The sequence below is a fragment of the Bradyrhizobium ingae genome, assembly GCF_055791185.1.
In genome coordinates this window covers 56,792-75,375 of sequence record NZ_JBVUBB010000005.1, presented here as the reverse complement: position 1 = coordinate 75,375, position 18,584 = coordinate 56,792, and the positions used below count along the sequence as shown (strand labels likewise).

Here is an 18,584-nt window from a genome sequence, read left to right as displayed (position 1 = left end):
GTCGCGTCTCGCGCGTTGTCGACTGTCAACGTGGGAGAGGAGAATGGCCGTCGAGACCGAACTGAAGTTCCGCGTGCCCGTGCGCCATTACAAGGCGCTGGCGAATGGGCGCATGGCTGGCGGCAAGATCGGGCCACGATCCGAGAACGATCTGGTGTCGACCTACTTCGATACCAGAAAACACAAGCTGAAACGGAATGGCCTCACGCTTCGCGTGCGCGATGATGGTGACAAGTACGTCCAGACGGTCAAATCGGCCAACGGTGCGCAGTTCGGCCGCGGCGAATGGGAGGCGGAGATCAAGAACAGTGCTCCGAATCTCGGCAAGACGCAGGGCACCCCGCTGGAGTCGTTTGCATCGGGGAAGTTGCGTCGCAAGCTGAAGCCCGTGTTCGAGACATCGGTGCACCGCATCACGTTGCCACTTCGTACCAGGAGAAGTGAGATCGAGCTCGCCATCGATCGCGGGCGTATCGTCGCAGGGCAGCGCTCCAGTCCGGTCGAGGAGCTTGAACTGGAACTCAAGAGCGGCCGGCTCGTCGATCTGTTCCGCGTTGCAAGGTCGATCGAGCGGAGGTCGCAAGCCGAGCTCGATCTGCGATCGAAATCGGACCGCGGCTATGCCCTTGCGCGCGGCGAGGAGCATTCCGTCCTGTCCGCCGAAAGTATCGCCTTGAACGCCGAGCTGAGAGCGGGTGACGCCTTCCGGACCATCGGTCGCGCGGCGGCTCGCCATTTCTCGTGCAATGCCGACGCTGTCCGCAATGGCGACCCGGAAGGAATCCACCAGATGCGGGTGGGATTGCGACGCCTGCGCGCGGCGATCTCGTTGTTCTCGCAGATCCTGTCCGGGACGAGCACGAACAGGATCAAGCAAGAATTGAAGTGGCTCACCAATGAACTCGCGCCTGCACGCGAGCTCGATGTCTTCGTGACGGAGAATATCGAGCCTGCCACGCGCGAGCTGTTGCTGCGCAGGGGCGGCAGCGCCATCAAGAGGGAGTTCGGTGCCAGGCGCGAACGCGCCTTCGCGCGCGCAAAGGAGGCGGTCAACGCGCCGCGCTATCGCTCCCTGCTGATCGATACGCTGCAATGGATCGAAGCCGATCAAACGATTGCGACTGAAGATGCGAAGACGCCGATCTGCAAATTTGCCGGCAGACTGCTGAATCGTCGCATCAAGAAGCTGCGCAAGCGGGGACGGCATCTCGACGAGATGTCGGCGCGCGAACGGCACAAGTTGCGCATCAGTGCCAAGAAGATCAGATATGCGCTCGAGTTCTTTGAAAGTCTTTTTCAGTCCAGGCGTGAACGAAAACGGATGGCAGAGCAGTCGCAACATCTGAAGAAAATTCAGAACGCGCTTGGCTCGCTCAACGATTTTGTCGCGCATCGCGACATGGCTGTCGATGCAGCGCTCAAGACACATGCGCCGCGCCATGAAGGGCGTGCGCGTGCATTTGCCTCGGGCGTGGTCCTCGGCCGGGAAGACCAGGCGGTCAAGCCATTGGTGAAAATTGCGGAAAAGGCGGTGCGAGGGTTGGAAGTGATGTGAGCCGCGAGCCCGTGTTTCAGAATCGTTCCGTGGCGCAAATCAGGCATCGGTTGGTGCGGATGTTGTGACCGAAATGCATCGCCTTGCGGTAAAGCGCTTTCGATTTCGCGGCAATCCCATCGAACGTCGCAGCAGCCCGAGCGCCGAGCGGCCGTGACCGGCTAGATTCCGCTGCACCTGCGTCGGAAATGAAGGGATCGTCCGTGAAGAGAATGCTGTTCGCCGTGGTCGCGATGGTTGCCGGTGGCGCAGCGACCGCCGTCGCGGCCGATCTTTCGCAGCCGACTTATGTCAAGGCGCCGCGGCTCGAGAGCACGCTCTACGACTGGACCGGGTTCTATCTCGGCATCAATGCCGGCCATGGTGTCGGCCGCAACCTCACGAGCGTCGGATTTCCCGGCACGATCTTCAACGAGACAAATCGCCTGGCGCCGCAAGGCGCGGTGGGCGGCGGGCAGGCAGGCTACAACTGGCAGACGGGAGATTTCGGGCTCGGCAACGTCGTTCTCGGCGTCGAGACCGACATCCAGGCGGCGGACCTGACGGATAATCGCGGCTGCGGCATCTTCTCGCTCGCGGCGTGCAGCACCGACGGTCTGAATTACAGGCAGCGGCTCGGCTGGTTCGGCACGGTACGCGGCCGCATCGGTCTCGCCAATGGACCGGTGCTGAGCTACGTGACCGGCGGCCTCGCCTATGGCGGCGTGCGGACCAGCATCACCGAGATCCCCGACAGCTTCGCGACCAGCGAGGTGCGTACGGGCTGGACGATCGGCAGCGGCGTCGAGGCTGCGCTCGCCGGCAACTGGACCGGCAAGATCGAATATCTCTATCTCAACCTCGGCACCCAGACGGGCGCTGGCAGCCTGCTCGCGACGCCCGCCAGCTTCTCATCCGATCTGCACGAGCACGTCTTCCGGGTCGGCCTGAACTATAGGGTCGGCGGCACGCCTTATCGCGAGCAGCCGGTGGCGAACTGGACTGGCCTCTATCTCGGCGGCAATGCAGGTTCGGCGATTGCGCGCAATGCCAGCACCTATGGCGTCGCCGGCACAACCGATCCCGGACGCCACGATCTGAGCCCGAAAGGCTTCATCGGCGGCGGACAGATCGGCTACAATTGGCAGGCGGCTAATTGGGTGTTCGGCCTCGAGGCCGACATCCAGGGTTCGAGCCAGCGCGACAATGAGGTGTGCCTGTTGTGGTGCGGGCCGCCGATCGGCTTCGATCTCACCATCGATCAGCGGATGAGCTGGTTCGGCACTGCGCGGGCGCGCGTCGGCTATTCGGTCGGCTCGACGCTGTTCTACCTGACCGGCGGTGCCGCCTACGGCAACGTCAGGACGACTCTGGTCGACACCAACAATTTCGGCCTGTTCGTCGCCCAGCAGGTCTCGGCCACGCACACCAAAAGCGGCTATGCCGTTGGCGGCGGCGTGGAATCGCCGGTCAACCTGCTCGGCCTGTTTGGACCGAACTGGACCGCGAAGACGGAATATCTGTTCGTGGATCTCGGCAGCGTGACCGACCTGCACACCACTCTCTTCGGCGCGACGTTTGCCCACACCAGCCAGCTCCAGGAGCACATCTTCCGCTCCGGGCTGAACTATCACTTCAACACGCCGGTGGTGGCGAAATACTGAGGCGAGGCCGTCGCGCATCCTGGCTGCGCTCCGAAGAGGGCACGGTCGCGAGCCGATCACGCGCCGAGTTTGGATTCGCGTACCGTCGCGTCCGGCCTCTGGCGCAAATCCGGATTGAGCGCGAGCCCGAGGCCGGGACCGCGCGGCGCTGACACCATGCCGTTGCGGACGACGGGAAGCTCAGTCACGAGATCGCGATACCAGGTGGACAGCGTCGCGCGTACGACCTCCTGGAAGATCGCGGTTGGCGCATGGAGGGCGAGATGCAGGCCCGCCATCAGCGCAACCGGGCCGGTGCAATCGTGCGGCGCGACCGGCTTGCTGTAGGCCTCCGCAAGGGCTGCGATCTTGCGCGCTTCGCTGAGGCCACCGCACCAGGCGATGTCGAGCATCACGACGTCGAGCGCTTCTGCCGCAAGCAGATTGCGGAAGCTTGCAGCGCCCGCAAGCGTCTCGCTGCCGCATATCGGCGTCTTTACCCGGCGCCTGAGATCGGCGAGGCCTTGTGCGTCGTCCATTTTGTTGAGGGGATCCTCGACCCAGAATACACCGTAATCTTCGAGCGCGCGGCAGATGCGTTCGGCGGTGTGGGCACCCCACAGGCTGTGCAGCTCGCACATGATGTCGATGCGGTCGCCGACGGCAGCGCGGATCTTGCGGAACGGCTCGAGGCCGGTCTTGAGATCGGTCAGCGTGATCGAGTGGCCACCATTGGCGGCGAAGGGATCGAATGGCCAGATCTTCATCGCGCCGTAGCCTTCGCTCACGAGGCTCTCGGCGAGCGCGCCGGCGTCGCGCATGAAGGCAATCTGGTCGTCATAGGGGCCGAGTGCGGCATCGTCAGCGCCGATCTCGCGACGCTTCGCACCCTTGGTATTGTAGGCATAACCCGCGCAGGTGTTGTAGGCGCGAATCTCCAGCCGGCTCGCGCCGCCGAGCGCTTCGTGCACGGGAATGCGGTGGCGCTGGCCCTTGATGTCCCACAGCGCGATGTCGACAGCGCTGGCCGCGCGCACCTCCGCGCTGACGCTGTGAAAGCCGAGATAAGGCGTCAGCAACTGACGCGAGATGGCTTCGATGCGGCGGGAGTCCTGGCCGAGCACGAGAGGTGCTGCAAGCTCATGCACCGCGGCCTCGACGGCCTGCGCGCCGCGAAAGCTTTCGCCAAGACCCGTGAACCCCTCGTCAGTCTCGACTTCGACCCAGATCAGATTCGGCCGCTCGTCAATGCGAATGGTTCGGAGGGTGGTGATGCGGGACATTCAAAGGTCCTCTTGGTTTTTGCCGGCGTCGGTAACAGCGCGTCAGGTCACCGGCGCGGGATTGAACAGCGTCAGATCGTTGTGGATGCCCCAGCGGTCCGACCACGGCTTGGTGCGGCCGCTGGCGACGTCGAGGATCAGGCGGAACAGGTCCCATCCGGTTTCCTCGATGGTCTTCTCGCCGGTGGCGATGCGCCCCGCGTCGAAGTCGATCAGGTCCTTCCAGCGCCGCGCGAGCTCGCTGCGCGTCGCGACCTTGATCACGGGGGCGGCGGCGAGGCCGTAGGGCGTGCCGCGGCCGGTGGTGAACACCTGCAGGGTCATGCCGGAGGCAAGCTGAAGCGTGCCGCAGATGAAGTCGGAGGCGGGCGTTGCCGCGAACAGCATGCCCTTCTGCGTCGCCTTCTCACCGGGCGAGAGCACGCCTGCGATCGCGCTCGAGCCTGACTTGACGATCGAGCCGAGCGACTTCTCGACGATATTGGCAAGCCCGCCCTTCTTGTTGCCGGGGGTGGTGTTGGCGCTGCGGTCGGCGCCGCCGCGCGCGAGGTAAGAGTCGTACCAAGCCATCTCGCGCACCAGCGCGCGGCCGACATCCTCGTTGATCGCGCGACGCGTGAGCAGCTGGATGGCGTCGCGCACCTCGGTCACTTCCGAGAACATCACGGTGGCGCCGGCGCGCACCAGCAGATCCGCAGCGAAGCCGACGGCGGGGTTGGCGGTGACGCCGGAGAAGGCATCGCTGCCGCCGCATTGCAGGCCGATGACGAGATCGGAGGCCGGGCAGGTCTCGCGCTTGCGCGTGTTGAGAATTTTCAGGCGCGCCTCGGCCTGCGTCATGATCGCGTCAACGATCGCACCGAAGCCGTCGAAGGCCTCGTCCTGCATGCGCACGATGGCGTCATTCACGCCCTCGGGCACCAGCCGCTCGGGCGCGAGCTTTTCGCAGCCGAGGCCAACCACGAGAATCTCGCCGCCGAAATTGGGGTTGAGCGCGATGTTTTGCAGTGTGCGGATCGGCACGACAGCGTCAGGTGCGGTGATCGCGACGCCGCAGCCATAGGCATGGGTGAGGGGAACGATGTCGTCGACGTTCGGATATTTCGGCAACAGCTCGGCGCGGATGCGCTTCACCGCATATTCCATCGTGCCCTTCACGCATTGCACGGAGGAAGAGATGCCGAGGATGTTCTTGGTGCCGACGGAGCCGTCCGGATTGCGATAGCCTTCGAAGGTAAAGCCTTCGAGCGGAGGAAGCGGAGCGGGGACGGCAGTGGAGATTTCCAGCTTGTCGAGCGCAGGCGCTTCCGGCATGCGGATGCGGGCCTCGTCGACCCATTCGCCGGCGAGGATCGGCGACAGTGCGTAGCCGATCACCTCGCCGTAGCGGACGATCGGTGCGTCTTGCGCGATATCGACCAGTGCGGTCTTGTGCCCTTGCGGCACGAAGGCACGCAGCGTCAGTCCGTCGGCAAAGCGGGAGCCGGCGGGGAGCCCGAAATCATTGACCACGATCGCGACATTGTCGCGCTCGTTGAGCTTGATGTAGCGGGGCTGCTCTTTCGCTGCGACTGACTGGTCCATCTGCTCTTGCCTCATGAACTGAAATCGTAGGGTGGGCAAAGGCGCGACGCGCCGTGCCCACCATGCTTCACCCCGAACATAAGCGGTGGGCACCCTTCGCTTTGCCCACCCGACGACGCTTACGGTGCCAACCTAACAACCGAGATACCGGCGCGTTGAGAGAAGAGGTGGGTTACGCCGGCGGACTGCGCTTCGCGCAGCCGCGGACTAACCCACCCTACGATCGCGGCCTATCAGCCAGGGAACGTGTAGCCGGTCTTCACCGTGGTGTAGAACTCGCGGGCGTACGAACCCTGCTCGCGGGCGCCGTAGCTCGAGCCCTTCCGGCCGCCGAACGGCACGTGATAGTCGACGCCGGCGGTCGGCAGGTTGACCATCACCATGCCGGACTCGCTGTTGCGCTTGTAATGCGTCGCGTATTTCAGGCTGGTGGTGCAGATGCCGGAGGCGAGGCCGAACTCGGTGTCGTTCGAGATCGCGAGCGCCTCCTCGTAGTTCTTGGCGCGGATGACTGCGGCGACCGGGCCGAAGATTTCCTCACGCGCGATGCGCATGTTGTTGTTGGCCTCGGTGAACAGCGCCGGCTGGAGATAGTGGCCGGGCGTCTCGCGCTTGAGCAGCTCGCCGCCGAAGGCGAGCTTGGCGCCCTCGTCCTGGCCGATCTTGATGTAGCGCAGATCCTGGTCGAGCTGGCCCTGATCGACCACCGGGCCGATATGGACACCGGCCTTGAGTGCGTCGTCCACCGACAGGCCGTTCAGGCGCTCAGCCACCGCCGCGACGAAGCGGTCGTGGATGCCTTCGGTGACGATCAAGCGCGAGGAGGCCGTGCAGCGCTGGCCCGTCGAGAAATAGGCGCCGTTGACGGCGACCTCGACTGCGGTCTTGAGGTCGGCGTCGTCGAGCACAACCAGCGGATTCTTGCCGCCCATCTCGAGCTGGAATTTCTTCATGGGGTTGGAGAGCACACAGGCCTGCGCGATCTTGCGTCCCGTCTGCACCGAGCCGGTGAAGGAGATTGCGGCGACGTCCGGATGATCGAGCAGGGTCTGGCCGACCACGGAGCCGGAGCCGACGACGAGGTTGAACACGCCTGCCGGAATGCCGGAGCGGGTGATGATCTCGGACAACGCATGGCCGGAGCCCGGCACGAGTTCAGCGGGCTTGAACACGACGGTGTTGCCGTAGCAGAGCGCGGGCGCGATCTTCCAGGCGGGGATCGCGATCGGGAAGTTCCAGGGCGTGATCATGCCGATGACGCCGACCGGCTCGCGGGTGATCTCGACTTCGAGGCCGGGACGCACGGACGCGCCCTTCTCGCCGATCAGGCGAAGCGCTTCGCCGGCGAAGAACGCGAAAATCTGGCCGGCGCGGGCGACCTCGCCGATGCCTTCGGGCAGGGTCTTGCCTTCCTCGCGGGCGAGCAGGCGGCCGAGCTCTTCCTTGCGGGCGAAGATTTCGGTCGAGATCTTGGTGAGCGCGTCAAAGCGCTCCTGCGGCGTCGAGCGCGCCCAGGCCGGGAAAGCGGCCTTGGCAGCCGCGATTGCCTTTTCGGTCTGCGCCTTGTCGGCCTTGGCATATTCGCCGACGACGTCGTTGGTGTTGGAGGGGTTGATGTTTTTGGTGATGCCGGAGCCGTCGACCCATTCACCACCAATGAAATTCTTCAGGATCGCAGTCATCTTTTTCCTCCAGGGAAGCTTTTAGCGCACGAGGCAAGGACGCTTGTCGTCGAACGTCCAGCCGGGGATCAGGTACTGCATGGCAATAGCGTCATCCCGGGCACCGAGTCCATGCTGCTTGTAGAGGCCATGCGCGGCTTCGATGGCTGCCCGGTCGATTTCGATGCCCAGGCCCGGTTTGTCGGGAATGGCGATCTTGCCGCCCTTGATCTGGAGCGGCTCCCTGGTGAGCGCCTGGCCGTCTTGCCAGATCCAGTGGGTGTCGATGGCGGTGACCCTGCCGGGAGCGGCTGCGCCGACATGGGTGAACATGGCTAGCGAAATGTCAAAATGGTTGTTGGAGTGCGAGCCCCAGGTCAGCCCGTTGTCGCGGCAGGTCTGGGCGACGCGCACCGAGCCTTGCATGGTCCAGAAATGGGGGTCGGCCAGCGGGATATCAACCGCGCCGAGTCTCAATGCGTGAGACAGCTGGCGCCAGTCGGTGGCGATCATGTTGGTTGCCGTCGGCAGGCCGGTGGCACGGCGGAACTCGGCCATGATCTCGCGGCCGGAGAAGCCGGCTTCGGCGCCGCAGGGGTCCTCGGCATAGGCAAGGATGCCGTGCATGTCCTTGCAGAGGCTGACCGCCTCATCGAGCGACCAGGCGCCGTTCGGGTCGAGCGTGACGCGGGCATTCGGAAAGCGCTTGGCGATCGCGGTGACGGCCTCGATCTCTTGCTCGCCGCGGAGCACGCCACCCTTGAGCTTGAAATCCGCGAAGCCATAGTGATCGTGAGTGGCTTCCGCGAGCCGCACGACGGTCTCGGGCGTCAAGGCTTCCTGATGGCGCAGGTTGAACCAATCAGGCTTGCCGGTCTCGCCTTCGACATAAGCGAGACTGGTTTTGCTGATGTCGCCGACAAAGAAGAGATAGCCGAGCGTCTCGACGCTCTTGCGCTGCTGGCCTTCGCCGAGCAGGGCTGCGACGGGCAAATTGAGATGCTGACCGAGCAGATCGAGCAGCGCCGATTCCACGGCGGTGACTGCGTGAATCATCACGCGCAGGTCAAAGGTCTGCTTGCCGCGGCCGCCGGCGTCACGATCCGCAAACGTCGTGCGCATGTCGGCGAGGATATTGTTCAGCGCGCCGATGGTCTTGCCGACCACCAGATCGCGGGCGTCTTCCAGCGTCTTGCGGATCTTTTCGCCGCCCGGCACCTCGCCGACGCCGGTATGGCCGGAGTTGTCGGTGAGGATGACGATGTTGCGGGTGAAGAACGGCGCATGCGCGCCGCTCAAATTGAGGAGCATGCTGTCGCGGCCGGCAACCGGGATCACCTGCATCGACGTGACGATTGGCGCGCCGGAAATTCCGCTCTCGACCATCTTCTGCTCCTCCCTTTTTTCTTTCGTTATTCTGCAGCCTGTTGCGCCGATTGCGCGGCGGGCAGGTTTTGCACGAGCGCGGTGAGTTCCGCCATCTCCTGCTCGTTGAGATCAGTGAGCGGCGGACGGACCGGACCGGAGTCGCGGCCGATCACCTTCATGCCGGCCTTGATGATCGAGACCGCATAGCCCTTCTTGCGGTTGCGGATCGCGATCAGCGGCAGGATGAAGTTTTTCAGGCCTGCATTGATCGTCTCGTGATCGCGCTTGCGCACGGCTGCGTAGAACTTGGTCGCAAACTCCGGCACGAAGTTGAACACGGCCGACGAATAGGTGGTGACGCCCATGTCGAGATAGGGCAGGGCGAAGGTTTCGGCCGTCGGCAGGCCGCCGACATAGGTCAGGCGGTCGCCGAGCTTGGTGTAGACGCGGGTCATCAGCTCGATGTCGCCGATGCCGTCCTTGTAACCGACGAGGTTCGGGCAGCGCTCGGCGAGGCGCGCGAGGGTGTCCGGCTGGAGGATGGCATTGTCGCGGTTGTAGACGATGACACCGATCTTCACGGAGGCGCAGACCGCCTCGACATGGGCAGCGAGGCCGTCCTGCTCGGCATGGGTGAGATAGGGCGGCAGCAGCAACAGGCCGTCGGCGCCGGCCTTTTCCGCGCCGATCGCGATCTCGCGCGCAGTCGCGGTGCCGTAGCCGGTGCCGGCGAGCACGGGCACGCGGCCCTTGGTCTCGTCGACGGCGATCTTGACGACCTGCGGAACCTCCGCCGGCGTCAGCGAGAAGAATTCGCCGGTGCCGCCTGCAGCGAACAGGCCGGCGACGTCATAGCCGCACAGCCAGTCCATGTTGGCGCGGTAGGTCGTCTCGTCGAAGGAATAGTCCGCCTTGAACGGCGTGACGGGGAAGGACAGGAGGCCGGAGCCGATCTTCTGGGCCATCTCCTGCGGGGTCATCTTGCTCATGGGCGCTGCTCCCTTTGGGTTTTGAAGGTGGCGTGCACGCGGGCACGCCGGGATGTCCTGGAGGACGCGCGAACCGCCGCGTCCATGAGCCGTTACTTAAGAGACCGTTCGATGCGCGTCCAAGCCAAAGCCTATATCGAATGATGCGTATTGAGCATCAATCTTCCATGGTCTCAGCAGCCGCCAATTCGCCCGCGATTTTCACCAGTGCCGACAGCAACGGGTTCTCGTCATCGCGCCGCCAGACCATGAAGAGCTCGACCGGAACGCGCGTTCGCAGCTTGAGCGGCCGCAGCCGGACGTCTGAGATTTTCAGGCTCGCGGCCGCCGCCGGCACGATGGCAAGCCCGAGCCCCGCGCGCACCATCGCCAGGATCGAGTGGATCTGGCTCAAATGCTGGACATAGCGCGGCAGGATGTCGGCGCGGGTGAACAGCGCCACCAGCAGATCGTGGAAATAGCGGCTCTCGTAGGGCGAATACATCACGAAGGGCTGGTTGTCGAAATCCTTGATGGTCACGGACTCCGCGTTCGCCAGCGGGTGTTTCTTCGGGATCGCGGCGAGCAGGGGCTCGGCGACGACGCGGCGGCTGGCAAGCTCCGGCCGCGCGATCGGCGGCCGCAGCAGGCCGGCATCGATCTGGCCCGAGGCCAGCGCCTCGAACTGGTCGCCTGAGACCATCTCCTTCAGCGAGAAATCGACCTCGGGCAGTCTTGCACGGCAGGCGGCGACGAGCTCGGGCAGGAAGCCGTAGGCGGCAGCCGCCGTGAAGCCGATCTTCAGCGAGCCGGTCTTGCCGAGCGCGATGCGGCGGGCGACTTGCGAGGCGCTCTCCGCGAGCTTCAGGATGCGCCGCGCTTCGGGCAGGAAGCTGCGCCCGGCCGGCGTCAGGCGTACGGAGCGGCTGGTGCGCTCGAGCAGCGGGGCGTCGATGATGTGCTCGAGGACCTGGATCTGCCGTGACAGCGGCGGCTGGGTCATGTTGAGCCGCGCGGCAGCGCGGCCGAAATGCAATTCCTCGGCCACGGTGACGAAGCAGCGGAGCTGGTTGAGGTCGAACATCGATACGGGCCTTGGATGGATAAGGCGTTTCGCCGGCACTTCTAGCATCGATGACCCCCGAAACAAAGACGGCGGCTATGAAGCCGCCGTAAGTTGCCTGGTCTGCTCCGTTTTGCCGGAGCGCTCAGGAGGAACGCTTGAGCACCACCCGCTGGATCTGGCCGACCACCACGAGATAGGCGAAGGCGGCGACCAGCGCGTTGACGCCGACGAAGACCAGGGCGCCGTTGAACGAGCCGGTTGCGGCCACGATGTAGCCGATCACGATCGGGGTGGTGATCGAGGAGAGGTTGCCGAAAGTGTTGAACAGGCCGCCGGAGACGCCGCCGGCTTCCTTGGGCGAGGTGTCCGAGACGACCGCCCAGCCGAGCGCGCCGATGCCCTTGCCGAAGAAGGCGAGCGCCATGAAGCCGATGACCAGCGCCTGGCCGTCGACATAGTTGCAGCCGATGATTGCCATCGACAACAGCATGCCGCCGACGATCGGGATCTTGCGGGCCATGGTCAGCGAGCCGGTCTTGCGCAGGATCGCATCGGAGATGATGCCGCCGAGTACGCCGCCGATAAAGCCGCAGAGCGCGGGCAGCGTCGCCACGAAGCCCGCCTGCAGGATCGACAGGCCGCGCTCCTTGACGAGGTACACCGGAAACCAGGTCAGGAAGAAATAGGTCAGGGTGTTGATGCAGTACTGGCCGAGATAGACGCCGAGCATCATGCGGTTGGAGAGAAGCTGGCGGATGTGGTCCCATTTCGGGCCCGAGTCCGGCGCACGCTCATCCTTTAGATCGTCCTTGGGCGCGTCGAGATCGACCAGCGCGCCGCCTTCTTTGATGTAGTCGAACTCGGCCTCGTTGATCGAGGGGTGCTCCTTTGGGCCGTAGATCGTCTTGATCCAGACCAGGCCCATCACGATGCCCAGCCCGCCCATCACCAAGAACACGTAGCGCCAGCCATAATCATGGGCGATCCAGCCCATCAGCGGCGCGAAGATAACGGTCGCGAAATATTGCCCGGAATTGAAGAAGGCCGACGCGGTGCCGCGCTCATTGCCCGGGAACCAGGCTGCGACGATGCGCGCATTGGCGGGGAACGAGGGCGCCTCCGCAATGCCGACCAGGAAGCGGAGTGCGAACAGCATGGCGACCGCGGTGCCCGCGCCGAGGAAGCCGACCCAGCCCTGCATCAGCGTGAACAGCGACCAGACGATGATGCTGAAGGCATAGACGATGCGCGAGCCGTAGCGGTCGAGCAGCCAGCCGCCCGGCACCTGCGCGATCACATAGGACCAGCCGAAGGCCGAGAAGATGTAGCCCATGGCGACGGGATCGAGATGGAGTTCCTTGGAGAGCGCGGGGCCTGCGATCGACAGCGTGGCGCGGTCGGCATAGTTGACCGTGGTGACCAGGAACAACATGGTCACGATGAACAGCCTGACGCGGGACCTTTTCACGTCCGCTGCGGACACCACTGCGCTCATGCGCGCGCCTCCTCAAAATGAATGTTTCCTCGGGGACGACTCCTAGAGGCGCGCGCGGGAAAGTGTCCAAGTTGAAGGGAGCATCGATCGATGCCGTTTTTGGATTGATGGAACGGCAGGGAGGGCGGGAACGATGCGTGGGTGACGAACACCTTCGCGCTCAATCGTCGTCCTGGCGAACGCCAGGACGACTCGAAAGGGGGTCTTCGCGCGGCTTACTGCCGCGCGCCTGGCAGGAGCGGCGCCAGCAGGCCGCGGGTAACGCCCGGCGGCACGGCATCGAGGCCCAGCACGGTGCTTGCGGCCGGCAAGGCCGCGTCCGCCATCGCGGCGTGGCCCTCGGCGGAGGGATGCACGGCGCCGCCATAGACGGCGGAGAGCACGCCCCAGGTGGCGTCGTGAATGTCGTTCGGCTGGCTCGCGGCGGGCAATCCCTGCGGATAGGTCATCGCGGCGAAATAGCTGTCATTGGCGTCGCGAATCCAGCGGGCGCGCGGCAGGTAGGCGCGATATTCCGAGGCGCCGCGGCCGCACAGCATCGGCTGGCTCGCGGCGCTGACGATGTCCGGGTTGAAGCTCTGGCCGTTCTCGGCAAAGCAGGCGCGGTCGAATTCAGGATCGGAGCCCGAATGCGCGCAGAAGCCGTGGTCGGCGAACAGGCCCTGATGCGTATCGACGAAGGTCATGCGCTCGGATTCGGGATCGCGGCACAGCGCGCCTTGCGTGCAGGTCGCGAGCCCCTTGAGCTGCGGCAGGAATTCGGTGTCGACATAGGTCGAGACGCGGGCGAGCCGCTGCGGATCGGCGTTGAAGGCGGGATGGATGTCGAAGCCGGCGCGGCCGCCGCGGCACGGCACGCCGCCATCGGCGAGCGCCGGATTGGCGTAGGAGACATAGACGACATGCGAAAGGTCGCCGTCGACCAGCGGCTTCAGGGCCTCGCGCAGCCTGACGAAATTCCTGGGCAACTCGCGCGCGAGAGCATCGCGTGAATCGTCGACGCCTGCCATCACGCCGGAGCGCGTGAACAGTGCGCGTTCGGTCGCGGTGTCCACGATCACGTCGGCGACGAGACCGGAGAAATAGACGTCGTTGGCACCGATCGAGAGCAGCACGAGGTCGAGCTTGCGGTCCGGCTGGCGTTTCCTCGCCGCAGTGAGCGCCTCGCGCAGCTCGGCCACTTGTGCATTGACGCTGGTCTGGCAGGTGCCGCTCTTGCCGGGCGGGCATTCGCGCGCTCGCTGCGAGCCGAGCAGCCCGTCGCTGATGCTTGCGCCGGTGCAGGCGAGCGGCAGATAGGTGACGGCGATGTGGGGGTAGCGGACCGCGAGCGCGAGCGCGGTGCGGGTCTGGTAACTGTAGAGCGAGCGATGGCAGGCGGCGTTGAACCAGAGCGCGCCGTAGCGCTGCCAGTTGGCGAGCGTGTCCGGCGCCTCGCAGGCCCGGCCACCCTTGAAGCCGGCGCGGCTCGGCCGATAGTATTGCCCGCCGGCAGTGCCGAGATAGGAACGGAAGCAGAAACCGTCGTCGGACAGCGCGATAGCCCGGTCCGGATTGCCTTCGCCGGAGGCGATGCTGTCGCCCAAGCCCGCAATGAAGATGTCTCGGACCTGGATCTCGGTCTGGATACGCTGGGTCGGGTCGGAGCCCGACGAGACGTCGACGGTCGCCACCGTTTGCCTGCCATAACGGACGCGCAGGTTCACCGGCTCGGCGCAGTCGAAGGTCGAGGCCTGCGGCCCGTCGCCATCATCGAACGACCAGGCGCAGACGGCTCCGACCGGCACGGCGCCGGTCAGGCGCACGGTGACGGGATGGTCGACCGGGGTGATGTAGTTCTCTTTGACGTTGTCGCGGGTGCAGGGCTGGTTGACCCGGCCCTGGAGGTCGATGCAAAGCCGGTTGACCATGTTGCGGGCCCAGCCGCGGCCCTCGCTTTGCATCTCCAGCGACTGCTCGGTGGCGAGAATGCTGCGATTGCGGGCGTTCTCGACATGGAGCAGGAAGTCGCGCTCCTCGCGGAACAGGCGGAAGCGGTTGCGCACCTCCCAGGTGATCTGCAGGCTGCCGTCTTGCGCGGCAGCGCGTTCAGGCAGAAGAGCGCCGAGTGTCCCGACAAGCAGGGCGCCGGCGAGGAAGGTGCGGAGGTTGGCTCGGATCATGGCCCGCGCTTTCAACGTCAAAGTTGAGGCGGAAATAAGAGAGGCTTCCTCGACCCGCCGTCGACGTTGTCTGACCGGTTTACGGACCGCCGTCCAGCGGCCCGCGCGGGATGCTTAGCGCTTGCTGGCCTGCCGCAGCGACCGTTCGCGCTCCATCTGCGTCACCTGCTTGGGCAGGTTGGCCTGCGCGCAGGCCTCCGCCAGCCTGCGACGTTCCTGCCAGGGCTCCACGACGTTCATCCAGAGCTCGCGCGCGCCCATGATGGAAATGGCGAGGCCGAACGGGATCATGAAATAGAGGATGCGGAAGACCAGGAGGGTTGCCAGGAGCTGCTCGCGGCCGAATTCGGGGAGCGCTACCAGCATGGCGGCATCGAACACGCCGATGCTGCCGGGGGCATGGCTGGCGAAGCCCAGCAGGGTCGCCAGGATGAATACCACCGCCAGCGACATGAAATCGATCGGCGGGGTGGACGGTACCAGCAGGTACATCGCCATGGCGCAGAAGCCGAGGTCGACCACGCCGATAAGGATCTGCACGAGTGTGAGCGGCGCCGACGGCAGCACCACCTTCCAACCCTTCTGGCCGAGCTCGCGGCGCTTCTCGCCCATCGACAGCCAGACCAGATAGGCGGCGATCGAGGCAAGGCCCCCAAGGGCGATCAGGCGGTTGATCGCGGAGGGGAGCTGATCCATGGCGGAGGCGGCGGCGGGGTGGATCGCCATGCCGATCGAGAGCACGAAGATGTTACCGAGCCAGAAGGTGAGGCCGGAGAGGAAGCAGATCTTCGCAACGTCGATCGCATTCAGCCCGTAATCTGAATAGATCCGGAAGCGGATCGCGCCACCGGTGAAGACGGTCGCGCCGATATTGTGACCGATGGAATAGGACGTGAAGCTGGACAGCGCTGCGATGCGGTAGGGGACGTGCTTCTTGCCGATCGTTCGCAGTGCGAAGAAGTCGTAGAAGGTCAGCGTACAGAAGGCGAAGAAGACGCAGAGCGCCGCAAGCCCGATATTGCCTCGGGGAATCTCGGTTAACGCGGTCAGGATGACGCCGGTGTCGATGCCCTTGAGGGTGCGTACCAGCGTTGTGATCGCGAAGGCGATGATCATGACGCTCGCGGCAATGCCGAGCCGACGCCAGCCGATCCATCTCTTGAAGCCGCGTTTCAGCGCGGGCAGCACGTCCTGCATTCATCCTCCCGGCGGGGCACACTTAACCATACAGCCTACCCGATCGAGCCTGGGCCGATCGAGTGCGATCGCAGCCTGAAGGTTGGCACCGATCGCGAGGCATATCCCAGTTCCTTAAGGCAAAAACAGCGCCTTGTGCAGCCCTTGACAACGGAAGGTTCTGCGCTCGGGCATCCCCTTTTGTCATACGTCCTACACATTGCGGCGCGTTAAGGATTACGAGTCGCGGCGTTGCCGCTTCATTGCCTGCATTTTGCCAAATCACCGCACGCATCGCCTTGTTCCAGCGCAAGGTTTTCCATCCATTCGGAACGTCCCTCATGCGTGTCGGTTAGCCGAATATCAGCAACCGAACATCGCGCGACAGCCGCCTGCACCCAGGCCGGCGCCGCTGCTCTGTTCCCGAAGTGCAAGGATTGGAACGATGGGACTGTTCACCAAGGACATCAAGACCATGAACGACCTGTTCGTGCATCAATTGCAGGACATCTATTACGCCGAGCAGCAGCTCACCAAGGCATTGCCGAAAATGGCAAATAAGGCGACCGATCCGCAGTTGAAGCAGGGCTTTTTGACGCACCTCGATGAAACCAAACAGCACGTGAAGCGGCTGGAAGAGGTGTTCAAGATGCATGGCGTCGAGGTGAAGGCGGTCGATTGCCCGGCGATCGACGGGATCATCGAGGAAGCCGACGACACCGCCGGCGAGGTCGCCGACAAGGCGGTGCTCGATGCGGCCCTCATCAACGCCGCGCAGGCCGCCGAGCACTACGAGATCGTCCGCTACGGCAGCCTGATCGCCTGGGCCAAGCAGCTCGGCCGCACCGACTGCGCGGCGGTGCTCGCCAAGACGCTCGAGGAGGAGAAGGCGACCGACAAGAAGCTGACCTCGATCGCCGAAACCAAGGTGAACCTGCGCGCGGCGAGCTAGGCGGAACGCGTCGAGGGAACGCCGCGCGCATGACGCGCGGCGTTTCCATTAAGTGTTTCTCTTCTGCGTCTCTTGGCGGCACAACTTAACCGGCCTGGTATCTTAGCCCAAACACGAGAGCAATCACCGCGAAGGCGGCGATGGTCACGGAGAAGACGAGGCTCGCCACGGTCGAGCTGATCAGGGTCGACAGTACACCGATGCCGATCACCGGAAGCGCATTGCCGAGGAAGCAGCATATGAAATAGGCCGAGACTACCTCGGCGCGGCGATCATCCGGCGCGATCTGGTTCACCACCTGTAGACTCCCGCGATATCCAAGGCCCGCGGCCACGCCGCAGATTGCAGTGGCCGCGATCATGACGCCCAGCGACTGCACGAACTGCGCGATCACCAGCAAGGCAAGGCTCGGCAGCATGAGGCCGAGCGACCACAGCATCGCGGTCCGGCTCGACAGCGCACGGGTGAGGCCGATGACGAGCGCCACGGCGGCGGCAAGCTCGAGGAAGATCGCGCCGGCGACGGCATGACTGGTTTCATGTAACTGGTTCGCAAGCACGCTCGGAGCGAGCGCGGCGAAAAAGGCAACGAGGGCCATGGCGCCGAAGCCGGTGACGGCGGGTGCGACGAACCGGGCCCGGATGGTCGCTGGCACGCTCGCGCGGGGCCGCACCGACACGCGGGTGAATGCGCCCAGCGGTCGTTCCATGGTCTCGCGAGCGAATGCAAGAAGTGTCGCGACGGCGATCAAGACTGCGAGACATGCAATGAACGGTGTTCGCAGCGGAAACGCGACATATTCGGCGAGCAGGCCAGCCACCAAGGCGCCGAGACCGAGACCGGTGAAATTTGCAACGGTCGCAATCACGGTGGCGCGGGAGCGGTCTTGTTCGGCGATCAGTTCCGCAAGCCACGCGGTGCCCGTTCCGGCGCCGATCCCGATCGCCAAGCCGCTCAGCACCCGTGCCACATAAAGCGACGCAACGCCGTGGGCGAACAGGAATACGAGCGCCCCCAGGATGGCGATGCCCATGGCAATGGCTGATGTGCGCCGACGCCCCACTTCGTCGGATATGCGGCCGAACATCAGAAGCGCGGTCAGGTTTCCGACGACGTAAACGGCGTAGATCAGGGTCAAGGTGATCTGGGAGAAGCCGAATTGCTGCTTGTAGACGATGTACAGCGGGGTTGCGATCGTGCTGCCGGCGAACAAAGCGCCGATCATGCAGGCGACCGCGACGATCGTTGCCGTCTTGCCGAATTCCGAGCTCGCGCCTGACGAAACCGAGTAGTTGCCAACTCTTGCCATGACTTCGCTACCTTGAGGAGAACACCGACGTCCAACACGAGACAATCCGCACCGTTCCCACGCCGCATGCATGGGGAGGCTTGCATGGCGAGCAGACCGGATCTCTCGATCTTGTTTATCGAAGGAGACGATTCACCCCGCGATGATGCTTCGATCGCGGTCGGATCATGATGACGAACGGAAGCGCGCGTCAGTTGTCATTGCCGCCGCGGTCCCGCTGCTGGCCGCGACCGCGAGCTGGCGTAGCGCGCCAGCTGATGGTTAACCCCGAGTATGCTGCCCTGCGCCCACAGCCTTTGTTCACCATGCGCCGAGCCGGCATGTAGCCAGTTACCGACTGTGCACCACTACATCCCTTTAGTGCAGGTGCCGAAAATGGACCT

13 protein-coding genes are annotated in these 18,584 nt (G+C 64.5%); 3 read left to right on the top strand and 10 right to left on the bottom strand.

Translation table 11 applies throughout. The features are described from left to right. The first annotated feature begins 43 nt into the window (after nucleotides 1–43). On the top strand, nucleotides 44–1,555 hold the full coding sequence (locus tag ACV1FX_RS09485; RefSeq protein WP_473117286.1) for a CYTH and CHAD domain-containing protein: 1,512 nt from the start codon (nucleotides 44–46) through the stop codon (nucleotides 1,553–1,555). Nucleotides 1,556–1,767: 212 nt separating this feature from the next. After that, complete coding sequence (locus tag ACV1FX_RS09480) at nucleotides 1,768–3,198, top strand: outer membrane protein (protein WP_473117573.1); 1,431 nt, start codon at nucleotides 1,768–1,770, stop codon at nucleotides 3,196–3,198. Between the two features lie 56 nt (nucleotides 3,199–3,254). Here the strand turns inward: ACV1FX_RS09480 and ACV1FX_RS09475 are convergent, their stop codons facing one another. The 9 genes from ACV1FX_RS09475 to ACV1FX_RS09435 form a co-directional block, all read right to left on the bottom strand. Beyond that, nucleotides 3,255–4,460 carry a mandelate racemase/muconate lactonizing enzyme family protein gene (locus ACV1FX_RS09475; protein WP_473117285.1) on the bottom strand — a complete coding sequence of 402 codons (1,206 nt, stop codon included), beginning with the start codon at nucleotides 4,458–4,460 and terminating at the stop codon, nucleotides 3,255–3,257. A gap of 42 nt (nucleotides 4,461–4,502) precedes the next feature. Next, on the bottom strand, nucleotides 4,503–6,044 hold the full coding sequence (gene garD / locus ACV1FX_RS09470; protein ID WP_473117572.1) for a galactarate dehydratase: 1,542 nt from the start codon (nucleotides 6,042–6,044) through the stop codon (nucleotides 4,503–4,505). A 233-nt stretch (nucleotides 6,045–6,277) separates the two neighbouring features. Beyond that, nucleotides 6,278–7,726 carry an aldehyde dehydrogenase family protein gene (locus tag ACV1FX_RS09465; protein WP_473117284.1) on the bottom strand — a complete coding sequence of 483 codons (1,449 nt, stop codon included), beginning with the start codon at nucleotides 7,724–7,726 and terminating at the stop codon, nucleotides 6,278–6,280. 21 nt (nucleotides 7,727–7,747) lie between these two features. Continuing rightward, nucleotides 7,748–9,091: a glucarate dehydratase gene (gene gudD / locus ACV1FX_RS09460; protein WP_473117283.1), complete on the bottom strand. Its 1,344-nt coding sequence runs from the start codon at nucleotides 9,089–9,091 to the stop codon at nucleotides 7,748–7,750. 26 nt (nucleotides 9,092–9,117) lie between these two features. Next, on the bottom strand, nucleotides 9,118–10,062 hold the full coding sequence (kdgD, locus tag ACV1FX_RS09455) for a 5-dehydro-4-deoxyglucarate dehydratase (RefSeq protein ID WP_473117282.1): 945 nt from the start codon (nucleotides 10,060–10,062) through the stop codon (nucleotides 9,118–9,120). A 157-nt stretch (nucleotides 10,063–10,219) separates the two neighbouring features. Continuing rightward, nucleotides 10,220–11,125 carry a LysR family transcriptional regulator gene (locus ACV1FX_RS09450; protein WP_473117281.1) on the bottom strand — a complete coding sequence of 302 codons (906 nt, stop codon included), beginning with the start codon at nucleotides 11,123–11,125 and terminating at the stop codon, nucleotides 10,220–10,222. Nucleotides 11,126–11,249: 124 nt separating this feature from the next. After that, the gene (locus ACV1FX_RS09445; protein ID WP_473117280.1) at nucleotides 11,250–12,602 is read right to left on the bottom strand and encodes an MFS transporter; all 1,353 of its coding nucleotides are present in this window, start codon (nucleotides 12,600–12,602) and stop codon (nucleotides 11,250–11,252) included. A gap of 215 nt (nucleotides 12,603–12,817) precedes the next feature. After that, nucleotides 12,818–14,764: an SGNH/GDSL hydrolase family protein gene (locus ACV1FX_RS09440; RefSeq protein ID WP_473117279.1), complete on the bottom strand. Its 1,947-nt coding sequence runs from the start codon at nucleotides 14,762–14,764 to the stop codon at nucleotides 12,818–12,820. A 114-nt stretch (nucleotides 14,765–14,878) separates the two neighbouring features. Continuing rightward, nucleotides 14,879–15,961 (bottom strand): lysylphosphatidylglycerol synthase transmembrane domain-containing protein, encoded by a 1,083-nt coding sequence (locus ACV1FX_RS09435; protein ID WP_473117278.1) that lies wholly within the window; start codon nucleotides 15,959–15,961, stop codon nucleotides 14,879–14,881. A 424-nt stretch (nucleotides 15,962–16,385) separates the two neighbouring features. Between ACV1FX_RS09435 and ACV1FX_RS09430 the strand changes: the two genes are divergently transcribed. Continuing rightward, the gene (locus ACV1FX_RS09430; RefSeq protein WP_473117277.1) at nucleotides 16,386–16,892 is read left to right on the top strand and encodes a YciE/YciF ferroxidase family protein; all 507 of its coding nucleotides are present in this window, start codon (nucleotides 16,386–16,388) and stop codon (nucleotides 16,890–16,892) included. An 85-nt stretch (nucleotides 16,893–16,977) separates the two neighbouring features. On the opposite strand, the gene ACV1FX_RS09425 is transcribed toward ACV1FX_RS09430, so the two are convergent. Continuing rightward, the gene (locus ACV1FX_RS09425; RefSeq protein ID WP_473117276.1) at nucleotides 16,978–18,201 is read right to left on the bottom strand and encodes an MFS transporter; all 1,224 of its coding nucleotides are present in this window, start codon (nucleotides 18,199–18,201) and stop codon (nucleotides 16,978–16,980) included. Between the last annotated feature and the right edge of the window lie 383 nt (nucleotides 18,202–18,584).